Origin of the sequence: Pseudonocardia sp. TRM90224 (assembly GCF_021245725.1) — a bacterium.
Classification (GTDB): domain Bacteria; phylum Actinomycetota; class Actinomycetes; order Mycobacteriales; family Pseudonocardiaceae; genus Pseudonocardia.
This window is the reverse complement of sequence record NZ_JAJGSX010000005.1, coordinates 140,309-153,873: the sequence shown is the minus strand read 5'-3', so window position 1 is coordinate 153,873 and position 13,565 is coordinate 140,309. Positions and strand designations below refer to the sequence as shown.

Sequence of the window (13,565 nt, the reverse complement as noted above, 5' to 3'; positions counted from 1 at the left end):
GATATGCACTCATCTGGTGGTGATCACCGCATCGATAGAGTTCAGCAGGCGGAGGTGGCATGGCGAGCCTGGAGCTGGTGCTGGGAGCGGGGGCCGCCGTCGTGCTGCTCGGTGTTCTCGCCGTGCGCGTCTCCGTGCGGCTCGGGCTGCCGTCGCTGCTGCTCTACCTGGGCATCGGGGTGCTGATCGGCGAATCCGGGCTCGGCATGCAGTTCTCCGACGCGCCGCTCACCGAGTCGCTCGGGCTCGCGGCGCTCGTGCTGATCCTGATCGAGGGCGGGCTGACCACGCGGTGGACGGCGGTCCGCCCGTCGCTCGGTGTGGGCGTCGCGCTCTCCACCGTCGCGGTGGCCGTCAGCATCGGCGTGGTCGGCGTGGCCCTGCACCTGCTGCTCGACCTGGACTGGCGCACGGCGTTCCTCTGGGGTGCCGTGCTCTCCTCGACCGACGCCGCGGCCGTGTTCAGCGTGCTGCGCGGGGTAGGGGTGAGCAGACGGCTCGTGGGCGCGCTGGAGCTGGAGAGCGGGATGAACGACGCGCCGGTGGTGCTCGCCGTCATCCTGCTCGCCTCGCCCGACCCGCTGACGTGGGTCACCCCGCTGCTGGTCGTCTACGAGCTGGCCGCCGGGGCTCTCATCGGGTGGCTGATCGGCCTCGGCGGGTCGTGGGCGCTGCGCCATGCGGCGTTGCCGTCGACGGGCCTGTACCCGCTGGCGGCGATGTCGACTTGCGTGCTCGCGTACTCGGCCGGTCAGTTCGCGCACGCCTCGGGGCTGCTGGCGACCTACGTCGCCGCGCTCGTGCTCGGCAACGCCGACCTGCCGCACCGCGGGGGTGTGCGCTCGTTCGCCGAGGGCACGGGGTGGCTCGCGCAGATCGGGCTCTTCGTCCTGCTCGGGCTGTACGCGTCGCCGCCGCGGCTGGCAGCGGCCGTCTTCCCGGCCTTGATCGCCGGTGTGGTGCTGATCGTCGCAGCGCGGCCGCTCTCGGTGGTCGCCGCGGCCCTGCCGTTCCGCCTGCCGTGGCGGGAACAGGCGTTCCTGTCGTGGTCGGGTCTGCGCGGCGCCGTGCCCATCGTGCTCGCGCTGATCGCCCTGACCGAGGGTGCCCCGAACGCTCAGCAGCTGGTCGACGTCGTGTTCGTGCTGGTCGTGGCGTTGACGTTGCTGCAGGGCACAACCCTGCCGTGGGTCGCGCGGCTCCTCGGGGTGATCCGGTCCGCCGAGCCGAAGGAGATCGAGGTGGACGCCGCGCCGCTCGACGAGCTCGACGCCGACCTGCTCCAGGTGCGGGTGCCGGTCGGGTCGCAGCTGCGCGGCGTCTACCTCAGCGAGCTGCGGCTGCCGCGCGGCGCGATGGTGAGCCTCGTGGTGCGCGGCGACGAGGCCTTCACGCCGAACGGCGAGACCCGCCTGCGGGAACGCGACCAGCTGCTCGTCGTCACGACATCGGCGGCGCGCGCGGCTGCCGAGGAGCGGATCCGGGCCGTCGACCTGCGCGGCAGGCTGGCCCGGTGGCACCAGGAACGCCGTGAGGGATGATGGAGCGTGTGACCGACGATCCCGCCCCTCCCGCGGCCCCGACCGCCTCGCGTGTGCTGCTGCTCGCCGTGATCGCCGCACTCGTGCTGGCCGCCGACGTCATCACCAAGATCGTCGCCGTTGCGCAGCTGGAGGGCCGCGAGCCCGTGGCGGTGCTCGGCGGGGCGGTGTACCTGCAGCTGATCCGCAACCCGGGCGCCGCGTTCTCGCTGGCGACGGGCTACACGTGGGTGCTGTCGATCGTCGCCGTCGCGGTGGTCGTGGTGATCATCCGGGTGGCTCGGCGGCTGCGGTCGACGGGCTGGGCCGTTGCGCTCGGGCTGGTGCTCGGTGGCGCGCTCGGCAACCTCTCCGACCGGGTCTTCCGCGCGCCGGGGCCGTTCCAGGGGCACGTCGTCGACATGGTGTCGCTCTTCGCGCCGGACGGGCGGGCGTGGCCGGTGTTCAACCTGGCCGACTCGTCGATCGTCTCCGGCGGGGTGCTGCTCGTGCTGATGGCGCTGCTCGGGCGCGAGCTCGACGGCAGCCGCCCGGCCGATCGCAAGGCAGCCGATCGCAAGGCAGCGGAGGCTCCAGCCGGTGAGTGACACGAGGCAGCTGCCCGTCCCCGACGGGCTCGACGGGATGCGCGTCGACGCCGGGCTGGCCCGGCTGCTCGGCCTGTCCCGCACGGTCGTCGCGGCGCTCGCCGAGGACGGCAGGGTCGCGCTCGACGGGCAGGCCGCGGGCAAGTCGGACCGGCTGACCGCGGGGTCGTGGCTGGAGGTGCAGCTGCCGGAACCGGAGGCGCCCACCACGATCGACGCGCCGGTCGAGGTCGTCGCAGGGCTGGAGATCCTGCACGCCGACGACGACATCATCGTCGTCGACAAGCCGGTCGGGGTCGCCGCGCACCCCAGCCCCGGCTGGACCGGCCCAACGGTCGTCAGCGGGCTTGCGGCGCTCGGCTACCGCGTCTCCACGTCCGGCGCGGCCGAGCGGCAGGGGATCGTGCACCGGCTCGACGTCGGCACCACCGGCGTGATGGTCGTCGCGGCCTCGGAGCACGCCTACTCGGTGCTCAAGCGGGCGTTCAAGGAACGCACGGTGATGAAGCGCTACCACGCCGTCGCGCAGGGCCACCCCGACCCGAGCAGCGGGACCATCGACGCGCCCATCGACCGGCACCCGAAGCACGACTACCGCTTCGCAGTGATCGCCGACGGGAAGCCCAGCGTCACCCACTACGACACCATCGAGGCGTTCCGCGCTGCGTCGCTGCTGGACATCCGGCTGGAGACGGGCCGCACCCACCAGATCCGGGTGCACCTCTCGGCGCTGCGCCACCCCTGCGTCGGCGACATCACCTATGGCGCCGACCCCACCCTCTCCAAGCGCCTCGGCCTGCAGCGCCAATGGCTGCACGCCCGGATGCTCGGCTTCGACCACCCCGCCGACGGGCGGTGGGTCGAGTTCGAGAGCCCGTACCCCGCCGACCTGCAGCACGCGCTCGACCTGCTGCGCGACTGACACCTAGGACGTTCTCTCTAGGCCCCTAGATATTTGCTATCTAGGGGGCCTATGGCCTGTGACACGAGGGATGAGGCTGCGCGACGTCACGCGTGCACTCCATGAGCAAGGTTGTCGAGTTCTCTCCGATCGGGGGCGAGCACACGAAATGGGGTTGTCCGTGCGGATCCCACACGGCGAACATCCCGCGACACACGAACATCTCGCCCGGCGTTGTGCGTGACACCATCAAGCGGCTGGAATGCCTGCGGAAGGGGTGGCTGCAGTGACGACCTCGTACAAGGTGACCGCACGGCGATGGGGTAGCTACTGGGAGCTCGACATCGAAGGCGTCGGTGTCACCCAGGCGCGGACGCTCTCCAGAGCCGAGCGAATGGTCCGCGACTACCTCGAACTCGACGGCCACTCCGACGCTGCAACAGCAGCGATCATCGTCACGCACCTGCTCGACGGAAAACCTGGCCAGTGAGGCCGAGGCGGCTCGGGAGGCGGTGCAGAAGGCGGAGAAGGCGCAGGAAGCAGCCGCTGCGCAGTACCGCGACATCGCGCGGCGGCTGAAGGCTGCGGGCTGTCCGGCGCGGACATTGCGGCGGTGCTGAAGGTGTCGACCCAGCGTGTGTCGCAGCTGGTCAACTCGTAGCGGCTGCACGCCCGAGGTCCTCGGCCTCCCCGAACTTCCCCACCGTTTTGCCTACCTACAGACCCCGGAGGGTGTGCGGGTTGGCAAAACGGTGGGGACGTCGGCGCGCGTAGCCTCGCGCCGTGACCACCCGCCGCCGGCTCGCCGTCCTCGGTGCCTGTGCGGTCGTCGCACTGCTGGTCGCCTGGTACGCCGGGTCGCGGTTCGGGCCGGCCGCCCCGGTCGCCGCGGCGGGGACGGTGCGGCTCGGGCCGGAGGCCGGGGAGTCCGTCGCCGGCTACCTCGCCCGCCTGCCAGCCGAGCTCCCGCCGCCGGGTGCGGTGGCGCCGGCGCTCGTCCAGTTCGACCAGGAGCGCACGCCCGCCGAGACCGCCGCCCTTCCGGTGCCGATCACCACGGCCGTCTTCCGGGCGCCCATGCACCGGGTGCAGACGGCGCTGCGGTTCGAGCCGCTCGAACAGGGCGTCCCGGTGCCCGCCGCGCTGGACAACGCCCGGGCCCGCGCCGCCGCGGCGGCCGAGGCCCGACGGGGGCCCGGCCGGTCGGGTGACGTCGCCGCGGCCGAGTCCGGCGCGCTCGCCGACGCGGGCTGCCGCTGCGTGCTCGCCGTCGTCGTCACGGCCGACCGGGCGGCCCTGGAGGCCCTCGCGCGCTCACCCGGAGTCCGCGCTGTGCACGCCGCACCAGCCGGTACGACCCTGCGTGAGCTTGCTCTCTCCCCTTTGTTGCCGGAGCAGACCGAAAGGGCCGATCCGCCTCCTGACGACGGTTCCGTGACACCACAATGACCGGCCAACCGATGTGGTGACGGGAATAACCCGATCAGGCGGATGGGGGGATACCCCCAGAAGGACTCGGTGGAGATCCTGATGTCCGTCTCAGTCCGGAGCTGGCACGGTGATCCCCATGACGATGACCGGGGGGACGGGCCAGGAGCCCGAGAGGCTGTGGCCGGCTGGTGCTTTTGCGCTTGCCGGCGTGCTCGTTGCACTGGTCCCGATGGCCGCTCTCCACGTCATCGGCGACGGCGTCGTCGATCCGCTGTGGCACCCGATCAGCGACTACGTCGTGGTGGGCGGCGGCTACGCGCTGCTGGCCTGGGCGGCGTTCGCGCTGGCCGCGAGCTGCCTGCTGCTCTCGACGGGCTTGCGGATCTCGGGGCTGCCCCGGCCACAGACCCCGGCCCGCGTCCTGATCAGCGCCGCCGCGGCGCTGGTCGCGGTCGCCGTGTTCCCCACCCACCTGCCCGGCACGACGGCCGGGATCGTGTCGAACATCCACCGCGCAGCAGGTGGCTGGGTGTTCGTCGCACTGCCCCTGGCCTGCTGGATGGTGGCCAGGCGAGCCCGTGAGGTGCCGGTCTGGAAGGCGATGGCACCGGTGCTGAGCTGGGCTTCAGGTACCGCCGGTATATTGAGTGCCGTATTCCTGCTCAGTTATGTCCCGATCGTTATCGCCGGTTCATCAGGAATTCCTCTCCTTGGCGGGGTGGAACGTGTTCTGTACGCAGCAGTGATGGTGGGACTGTTCGCTACGATCCGGGCAACCCGGCTGGCGGTCGAGGGCGCGCGGAGCAGCTCAGGCGAGGTCGCACAAGGCGCCACGCCCGCAGAGTTCGGACAAGCCGCATGAGGGAGCTCCTGACCGGTCCAGCGCTGGCGATCGTGCTCGCCGTGGTCGCCTCCGTGTGCTTCGCGGGTGCAGCTGTGCTGCAGCACCGCGCGGTCTCGGCGCAGTCGGACGACGAGCAGGTCAGCGACGAGGGCGGCGTGCTCTCGTTGAGCGGCCTGCGTGCCGTCGCCCGCCGTCCCGGATGGCTAGCCGGTCTCGCGCTGGCCGCGGCCGGCACCACCATGCACGCCGTGGCGCTCGTGCTGGCGCCGCTGTCCATCGTGCAGCCGATCGGCGTGCTCGCCGTGCCGATCGCGGTGGTGCTGAGCGTGGTGCGCACCGGGCGCAGGCCCGCGGGCGGGGTGCTCGTCGGGGTGGCGCTGAGCCTCGCCGGTGTCGCCGCGTTCGTCGCGACGGCCGCGGGGACGGCGGTCAGCACACCGGCCCCGGACAGTGCCACGCTGATCGCTGCACTCATCGTCGCCGGGATCGTCGTCGCGCTCGCCGCGCTCGGCCTCGCCCGCGCCGGCTGGGTGCGCTGCGTCGCCTGCGTCACCGCGGGGGCGGTGGCGTTCGGGCTGGTCTCGGCGCTGATGCGGGCGGTCTCGCAGTCGGTGACGACGGGCGCGGCCAGCCTGGTCGCACCTTCGGTGCTGTTCGCGCTCGTCGGGATCGTCGCCGCCGTGCTCGTCGGCGGCTGGCTCGTGCAGCAGGGCTTCGCGTCCGGACCGCCCGAGGTGGTCGTGGCGTGCCTCACGGTCGTCGACCCGATCGTCGCCGTCCTGCTGGGTGTTGTACTCCTCGGTGAGGGCAACGCCACGCCGCCGGAGACGTGGCTGCTGCTGATCGGCGCCGCGGCGACCGCAACCGCGGGTGTCGTGGCGCTGGCCAGCCACCACCCCGACGCCGTCGGCCAGTCCACTCACCGCGACACCGAGCCCGAGAACAGCGACGGTGGCGACAGCACGGGAAAACGGGGAGGACGGGAAGCGGGTCGTAAGACCGCGAGCCGTCCGATCCCCACTGATCGTCGCGACCACACCGGTCGCACAGGGCGCCGCGGAGGCAGAGCCGGGGCCGGATCCCCCGTCGCCCGCCGCGACCCGACCGCATCGAAGCGGCGCATGCCCTTGCTCCACCGCCGGTGACCCCAGCCGCCGCGCGCCGAACCGAACGCTCGACAGACTCGAGAGGACCTTCTCCAGTGAAGCCGTTGCGCATCATGATCGGTGCAGAGACGTACCCGCCCGACGTCAACGGGGCGGCCCGCTTCGCCGAGCGCCTTGCCACCGGCTTCGCCGGCCGCGGGCACGAGGTCCACGTCGTCGCGCCGTCCCCGGTCGGCCCGCCGATCCGGGAGACCCGCGACGGCGTCACCGTCCACGGCGTGCGCTCGCACCGCTACCTGTTCCACCCCGGCTTCCAGGTGTGCATGCCGTGGGAGGCCGGCCCGGCCGCGGCCGTGCTGATGGAGGCCATCAACCCCGACGTCGTGCACACCCAGGCGCACATGGTCGTCGGCAGGGGGATGGTGAAGGCGGCGCACCGCAGCGGCCGCCCGCTGGTCGCGACCAACCACTTCATGCCCGAGAACCTGATGGCGCACGTCCCGGCGTCGCGGTTCGTCCTGCCCATCGCGTCCAAGATCGCCTGGCGCGACCTCGGGCGGGTGTTCGGGCGCGCCGACGCCGTCACCGCGCCGACACCGCGCGCGGTCGAGCTGCTCGTCAACTCGGCCGGGCTGCGCGACGCGTTCCCGGTCTCCTGCGGCATCGACGCCGACCGCTACCGCTCGGTGCCGGTCCTCCGCAACGAGGTCCCGACCGTCCTGTTCGTCGGGCGGATGGACCAGGAGAAGCGGGTCGACGAGCTGATCAAGGCGTTCGCGGCGCTGCCGGCCGACGTGCCGGCCAAGCTGGAGATCGTCGGCGACGGCGCGGAGCGTGCGGCGTGGACCGCGCTCGCGGAGTCGCTCGGCGTCTCGGACCGGGTGACGTTCTTCGGGTTCGTGTCGGAGGAGGAGCTGCTGCAGGCCTACGCGCGGGCCGACGTGTTCTGCATGCCCGGCATCGCCGAGCTGCAGAGCCTGGTCACGCTGGAGGCGATGGCCGCCGGCACTCCCGTGATCGCCGCCGACGCGATGGCGCTGCCGCACCTCGTGCGCAACGGCCGCAACGGGTGGCTGTACACGCCGGGCGACGTGCCGGAGCTGACCACGCGCCTCGCCGCGCTGCTCGGCGACGCCGCGCTGCGCAAGCGCATGGGCGCGGTCAGCACCGAGATCGTCGCCGAGCACGCGATCGACGCGACCCTCGACACGTTCGAAGGCGTCTACCGCCGCATCCTCGGCGGCGAGCGGGCCTCCATCCGCCGCGTGGCGTAGGCCTCCACAGCGCGGGCGACGCAGGGGCAACCACCGAGCGTGAGCACGGCGGCTTCGCCGCGAGGGCAGGAAAGCCACTTTCCTGCCCTGTGAGGGCCGGAAAGTGGCTTTCCTGCCCTCCTCTGCGGCCGCGGGTGGCTACCGAGAGTGGGTGGCTGCCGCCCGTTCCAGCACGGTGAGCAGCGTGGCGGCCGAGCGTTCCCACGTATAGCGCTCCGCCTGCGCCCGTGCCGCCGCGGAGCGCTTCTCCCACCGCTCGGGGTCGTCGAGCTCGCGGACGGCGGCCACGACGGCGTCCACGTCGTCGGGTGGGAAGTACGCCGCGGCGTCGCCGCCGACCTCGCGGAACACCGGGATGTCGCTGACCACCACGGGCGTGCCGACCCCCATCGCCTCGACGAGCGGGATGCCGAACCCCTCGTCGCGCGAGGCTGTGACCAGCGCTGTCGCGCCGCGCAGGGTCTCGCGGTAGAGCTCGTCGCTCGCACCGTCGTGGAACACCAGCCGCCCGCCGCCGGCCAGCGCGGTGAGCCGGGCCCGGTCGGCCTCGGTCGCGCGGCTCATGAGGTGCAGTTCGTGGTCGGGCAGCCGGGCCATCGCGCGGGCCAGCACCTCGACGTTCTTGTACGGCATGAACGAGCCCATGTAGACCAGCGCGCCCGTCCGCGGCAGCCGCGACGGGTCGGGGGTCGGCTCCGGGGCGTTCGGCACGACCGTCACCGGCCTGCGGGTCAGCCGGTGCCGCGCCATGAGCTCGGCCGTGGTTGCCGACACCGTTACGACGGCGTCGGCCCGGTTCAGCAGCACCCGCTGCGGCCACCACGCGAGGTGGTAGAGCCGCCAGAGCAGCCGGATGGGCCACGCGAACTCCGGCGGCGGTGTCGGGTTCCGGTAGTAGATGAGGTCGTGCAGGGTCAGCACGAGCCCGTACCGGCGGCCCCAGCTGCCCATCGTCTGCATGGGGGAGAAGACGACGTCGGCGCCGATCCGGCGCACCTGCAGCGCGACCAGCGGCTCCCGGATGCTCGTGGGACCGCTGACGACATGGGCGGGGAGGTCCGGCAGCTGCGCGAGCTGGCGCGGGTCGCTGATCAGCAGCTCGACGTCGGCGATCCTGCCAAGCGCGGCGACCAGGCCCGCGGTGTAGCGGCTGATCCCGTCGTGCCGTTCGATGCGCGTGTACCGGCAGTCGAAGAGGATCTTCACGCGAGGAACTCCGCGATGGCGGCGGCGACGGCGGCCGGCGCCTCGTAGTGCGCGAGGTGGCCCGTTCCGGCGACCGTCACCAGCTTGGCGGTCGGGAAGCGCGTCGCGAGCACCGCCTGCGCCGCGAGCGGCGCGATGTCGTCGGCATCGGCGGCCACCAGGAGCGTCGGCGCGGAGACGCCCTGGGCGTACTCGGCCACGTCGTTCCCCACCGATGCGTGGAAGGCCTCCAGCAGCACCCGGCGATCGGCGAACGTCGAGAAGTAGCGGCCGTGCTCCGCGTGGATCCAGCGGCGCAGCGCGCGGTCGGAGGTCGTCGCCATCGCGACGCTCGCCAGCCGCGTGATCACCGGGTTGCGCAGCAGCGACGTGCCGGCCTGCTCCGGCAGCGCCGCCGCGACCTGGTGGTAGAGCACGGTCAGGCGGGTCATCGCGACCCGCGGCCCCGCCAGCGCCGACGTCGCGATGGGGTTGACGAGCACGAGGCCGGGCAGGTCGGGCAGCCCGGCCGCGGTGGCCGTCGCGACGATCGACCCGAACGAGTGCCCGGCGAGCACCGCGCCCGGCTCCGTGGCCAGCAGCTCGCGCGCCCACTCCGTGTAGCCGGCGACGTCGTGCCGGTCGTGCGGGAGCGCGGGGGACAGGCCGAAGCCCGGCAGGTCGGGCACGACCACCCGGACGCCGTCGAGGTGCGCGACGATCGGTTCGAGGCCGTGATGATCACCGCGCAGGCCGTGCAGGAAGACGAGCGTGGTCGCGGCGTCGGCAGGGCCGTACACCCAGCAGTGGGTGAGCCCTCCGCGCAGCTCGAGCGCGGTGCGGCGCACCTCGGTCCGCCCGACGAGCGTCGCGTAGGGAGAGCGGTCGGTCACTCACCCGATACTACGAGCCGGCCTACACCCCGAGGGTGCGCGCCACGCCCGCACCCGGGTCGCGTGAACTGTCGGGGCACGGGGTTAACCTGACTCATCCCTGCGGCTCCCCGTCTCCCTCGTGGCGACGGGCACCGCGTCGATCGAGCGTTGCCCTGCGGGCCGCGCCAGGAGGGAGCTCCCCAGCCCGATGGCCAATTCTTCCGGCGACAGCTTCGTCCACCTCCACACCCACACCGAGTTCTCCATGCTCGACGGGGCCGCCCGACTGGACGACCTGTTCAAGGAAGCCGCGCGGATGGAGATGCCCGCGCTGGCCATGACCGACCACGGCAACGTGTTCGGGGCTTACGAGTTCTGGCGCAAGGCCAACGCCCACGGCGTCAAGCCGATCATCGGCATGGAGGGCTACCTCTCGCCCGGCTCGCGCCACGAGCGCAAGCGCGCGACGCTCGGCGGCCAGACGATCAGCGACGACAACCCGGGTGAGATGTACACCCACATGACGTTGCTGGCGGAGAACACCGAGGGGATGCACAACCTCTTCCGGCTCTCCTCGCTCGCGTCGCTCGAGGGCTACTACTACAAGCCCCGCATGGACCGCGAGCTGCTGGAGACCTACGGCAAGGGGATCATCGCCACCACCGGCTGCCCGTCCGGCGAGGTGCAGCGGCTGCTCCAGCAAGACCGCTTCGACGACGCGTGCCAGGCCGCGAGCGACTACCGCGACATCTTCGGCAAGGACAACTTCTTCTGCGAGTTGATGGATCACGGCATCGAGATCGAGAAGCGGGTCCAGCAGCAGCTTTTCGATCTTAAGAAGAAGCTCGACCTGCCGGGGCTGGCCACCAACGACCTGCACTACACCTACGCCGAGGACGCCAAGCCGCACGAGGTGCTGCTCTGCGTGCAGACCGGCAAGACCCTCGCCGACCCGAACCGCTTCAAGTTCGACGCGCAGGACTTCTACCTGAAGTCGCCCGCCGAGATGCGTGCGCAGTGGGACCCGCAGTTCCCCGAGGCCTGCGACAACACCCTGCTGATCGCCGAGCGCGTGAACGTCACGTTCACCGAGGGCCAGGACCTCATGCCGCGCGCGCCCGTCCCCGAGGGGGAGACGGAGGAGAGCTGGCTGATCAAGGAGGTCGAGCGGGGTCTGCACATGCGGTTCCCCAGCGGCATCACCGAGCAGTACCGCAAGCAGGCCGAGTACGAGCTGCAGACCATCATCCAGATGGGCTTCCCCGGCTACTTCCTCGTGACCGCCGACCTCATCCAGCACGCGAAGTCGGTCGGCATCCGGTGCGGCCCCGGCCGTGGCTCGGCGGCGGGCTCGCTGGTCGCGTACGTCCTCGGGATCACCGACCTCGATCCCATCAAGCACAAGTTGATCTTCGAGCGGTTCCTCAACCCCGAGCGCATCTCGATGCCCGACATCGACATGGACTTCGACGAGCGCCGGCGCGGCGAGATGATCCGCTACACCACGGAGAAGTACGGCGAGGACCGCATCGCCCAGATCATCACGTACTCCACGATCAAGGCGAAGGCCGCGATCAAGGACTCCGCGCGGGTGCTCTACGGCCAGCCCGGCTACGCCGTGGCCGACCGCATCACCAAGGCGATGCCGCCAGCGATCATGGGCAAGGACATCCCGCTCTCGGGTGTCTTCGACCCCAGCCACAAGCGGTACTCGGAGGCCACCGAGGTCAGGGCGCTGTACGAGGCCGACCCGCAGGTCAAGGAGATCATCGACACCGCGCGGGGGCTCGAGGGCCTCAAGCGGCAGTGGGGCGTCCACGCCGCCGGTGTGATCATGTCGTCGAAGCCGCTGCTCGACGTCATCCCGATCCAGCGCCGCGATTCCGACGGCGCCATCATCACGCAGTTCGACATGGGCGCATGCGAGACGCTCGGGCTGCTGAAGATGGACTTCCTCGGCCTGCGCAACCTCACGATCATCGACGACGCGCTGGAGAACATCGAGCTCAACGGCAAGCCGAAGCTCGTCATCGAGGACGTCGAGCTCGACGACCCGAAGACCTACGAGCTGCTGGCCAAGGGCGAGACGCTCGGGGTGTTCCAGCTCGACGGCGGCCCGATGCGCGACCTGCTGCGGCGCATGGCGCCCACCGAGTTCGACGACATCTCGGCCGTCGGCGCGCTGTACCGGCCGGGCCCGATGGGTGCCAACGCGCACAACGACTACGCCGACCGCAAGAACAAGCGGCAAGAGGTCACGCCGATCCACCCCGAGCTGGCGGAGCCGCTCAAGGACATCCTCGGCGAGACGTACGGCCTGATCGTCTACCAAGAGCAGGTCATGGCGATCGCGCAGAAGCTCGCCGGCTACACGCTCGGCAAGGCCGACCTGCTGCGCCGCGCGATGGGCAAGAAGAAGAAGGAGATCCTCGACAAGGAGTACGCCGGCTTCGCGCAGGGCATGAAGGACCACGGCTACTCGGCCGCCGCGGTCAAGACGCTGTGGGACATCCTCCTGCCCTTCTCCGACTACGCGTTCAACCGCGCCCACTCCGCCGCGTACGGCGTGGTGTCGTACTGGACCGCCTTCCTGAAGGCGAACTACCCCGCCGAGTACATGTCCGGCGTCCTCACCTCGGTGCGCGACGACAAGGACAAGGCCGCGGTCTACCTCGCCGAATGCCGGCGGATGGGGATCACGGTGCTGGCGCCCGACGTCAACGAGTCGGTGCGCAACTTCGCGCCGGTCGGCACCGACATCCGGTTCGGGCTCGGCGGCATCCGCAACGTCGGGGTCAACGTCGTCGACGCGATCGTCGCGGCGCGCAAGGAGAAGGGCAACTTCACCGACTTCTCCGACTTCCTGCGCAAGGTCGACGCGGTGGTCTGCAACAAGAAGGTCATCGAGTCGCTGATCAAGGCCGGCGCGTTCGACTCGCTCGGCCACCCCCGCAAGGGCCTCCTGCTCGTCCACGCCGACGCGATCGACGCGGTGATGAGCACCAAGAAGGCCGCGTCGATGGGGCAGTTCGACCTCTTCGGGTCGATGGACGGTAGCGGCCCCTCCGAGCTCGACTCGGTGTTCGACGTCAAGGTGCCCGTCGATGAGTGGGACCCGAAGCACCAGCTGGCCGTCGAGCGGGAGATGCTCGGGCTCTACGTCTCGGGCCACCCGTTGCACGGCGTCGAGCAGGTGCTCTCGGCGAAGGCCGACACCCCGATCTCCACGATCCTCGAAGGCACGGTCCCCGAGGGCGCGCAGGTCACCGTCGGCGGGATCCTCGCCGGGGTGAACCGGCGGGTGAACAAGAACGGCGAGCCGTGGGCGTCGGCGCAGCTGGAGGACCTCGCCGGCGGCATCGAGGTGCTGTTCTTCCCGCGCTGCTACCAGGTTGTCGGCGTCGACGTGGCCGAGGACGCGATCGTGCTGGTCAAGGCCCGGGTCAACCGGCGCGACGACCGCGTCTCGCTGATCGTCAACGACCTCGCCGTGCCCGACCTCACCCAGGGCGGCAACGGGCCGGGCGCGCCGGTGAAGGTCAGCATGCGCACCGAGCAGGTGACCCCGCAGCGGATCTCGCGGCTGAAGGAGGTGCTGGTCAACCACCCGGGAACGTCGGAGGTGCACCTCACCCTGATCCGCGGGAACGTCAACACCCCCTTGCGCCTCGACGACGCGCTCAAGGTCACCAACTCCCCGTCGTTGATGGGCGATCTGAAAGCGCTGCTCGGGCCGGGCTGCTTGGGCTAGGGCGTTCCGACTTCCCCACCGTTTTGGGCACTTGCGCGCTCGCTGGGCGCGCATCCACCCAAAACGGTGG

General features: G+C 71.2%; 11 protein-coding genes. 9 read left to right on the top strand and 2 right to left on the bottom strand.

Translation table 11 applies throughout. The features are described from left to right. The first annotated feature begins 59 nt into the window (after positions 1-59). The 8 genes from LL648_RS09995 (at position 60) to LL648_RS09960 (ending at position 7,684) form a co-directional block, all read left to right on the top strand. Complete coding sequence (locus LL648_RS09995) at positions 60-1,541, top strand: potassium/proton antiporter (RefSeq protein WP_232662184.1); 1,482 nt, start codon at positions 60-62, stop codon at positions 1,539-1,541. A gap of 8 nt (positions 1,542-1,549) precedes the next feature. Continuing rightward, complete coding sequence (gene lspA / locus LL648_RS09990; protein WP_232662183.1) at positions 1,550-2,128, top strand: signal peptidase II; 579 nt, start codon at positions 1,550-1,552, stop codon at positions 2,126-2,128. Positions 2,129-2,165: 37 nt separating this feature from the next. Then, positions 2,166-3,050, top strand: coding sequence for an RluA family pseudouridine synthase (locus LL648_RS09985; protein WP_232662312.1), 885 nt, complete (start codon positions 2,166-2,168; stop codon positions 3,048-3,050). Positions 3,051-3,315: 265 nt separating this feature from the next. Next, entirely contained in the window at positions 3,316-3,519 is a 204-nt protein-coding gene (locus LL648_RS09980; protein ID WP_232662182.1) for a hypothetical protein, read from the top strand. A gap of 293 nt (positions 3,520-3,812) precedes the next feature. Continuing rightward, on the top strand, positions 3,813-4,478 hold the full coding sequence (locus tag LL648_RS09975; RefSeq protein WP_232662181.1) for a hypothetical protein: 666 nt from the start codon (positions 3,813-3,815) through the stop codon (positions 4,476-4,478). Positions 4,479-4,596: 118 nt separating this feature from the next. Next, complete coding sequence (locus LL648_RS09970) at positions 4,597-5,322, top strand: DUF998 domain-containing protein (protein WP_232662311.1); 726 nt, start codon at positions 4,597-4,599, stop codon at positions 5,320-5,322. After that, positions 5,319-6,449 (top strand): hypothetical protein, encoded by a 1,131-nt coding sequence (locus LL648_RS09965; RefSeq protein ID WP_232662180.1) that lies wholly within the window; start codon positions 5,319-5,321, stop codon positions 6,447-6,449. Before LL648_RS09970 ends, LL648_RS09965 begins: the two co-directional genes overlap by 4 nt. 74 nt (positions 6,450-6,523) lie before the next feature. After that, positions 6,524-7,684, top strand: a complete 1,161-nt coding sequence (locus LL648_RS09960) for a glycosyltransferase (RefSeq protein ID WP_232662179.1) — start codon at positions 6,524-6,526, stop codon at positions 7,682-7,684. A gap of 138 nt (positions 7,685-7,822) precedes the next feature. Here the strand turns inward: LL648_RS09960 and LL648_RS09955 are convergent, their stop codons facing one another. Both LL648_RS09955 and LL648_RS09950 read right to left on the bottom strand, forming a co-directional pair. After that, complete coding sequence (locus LL648_RS09955; protein WP_232662178.1) at positions 7,823-8,890, bottom strand: glycosyltransferase family 4 protein; 1,068 nt, start codon at positions 8,888-8,890, stop codon at positions 7,823-7,825. After that, positions 8,887-9,762, bottom strand: a complete 876-nt coding sequence (locus LL648_RS09950; RefSeq protein ID WP_232662177.1) for an alpha/beta fold hydrolase — start codon at positions 9,760-9,762, stop codon at positions 8,887-8,889. Before LL648_RS09950 ends, LL648_RS09955 begins: the two co-directional genes overlap by 4 nt. Positions 9,763-9,952: 190 nt before the next feature. On the opposite strand from LL648_RS09950, the gene dnaE reads away from it, so the two are divergent. Beyond that, complete coding sequence (dnaE, locus tag LL648_RS09945; protein ID WP_232662176.1) at positions 9,953-13,495, top strand: DNA polymerase III subunit alpha; 3,543 nt, start codon at positions 9,953-9,955, stop codon at positions 13,493-13,495. Positions 13,496-13,565 lie beyond the last annotated feature (70 nt).

Bases quoted from the DNA above. Each gene is read 5' to 3' on its own strand.
- dnaE (WP_232662176.1), top strand. From the start codon at position 9,953: ATGGCCAATTCTTCCGGCGACAGCTTCGTCCACCTCCACACCCACACC.
- LL648_RS09970 (WP_232662311.1), top strand. From the start codon at position 4,597: ATGACGATGACCGGGGGGACGGGCCAGGAGCCCGAGAGGCTGTGGCCG.
- LL648_RS09995 (WP_232662184.1), top strand. From the start codon at position 60: ATGGCGAGCCTGGAGCTGGTGCTGGGAGCGGGGGCCGCCGTCGTGCTG.
- LL648_RS09960 (WP_232662179.1), top strand. From the start codon at position 6,524: ATGATCGGTGCAGAGACGTACCCGCCCGACGTCAACGGGGCGGCCCGC.
- LL648_RS09985 (WP_232662312.1), top strand. From the start codon at position 2,166: ATGCGCGTCGACGCCGGGCTGGCCCGGCTGCTCGGCCTGTCCCGCACG.
- LL648_RS09965 (WP_232662180.1), top strand. From the start codon at position 5,319: ATGAGGGAGCTCCTGACCGGTCCAGCGCTGGCGATCGTGCTCGCCGTG.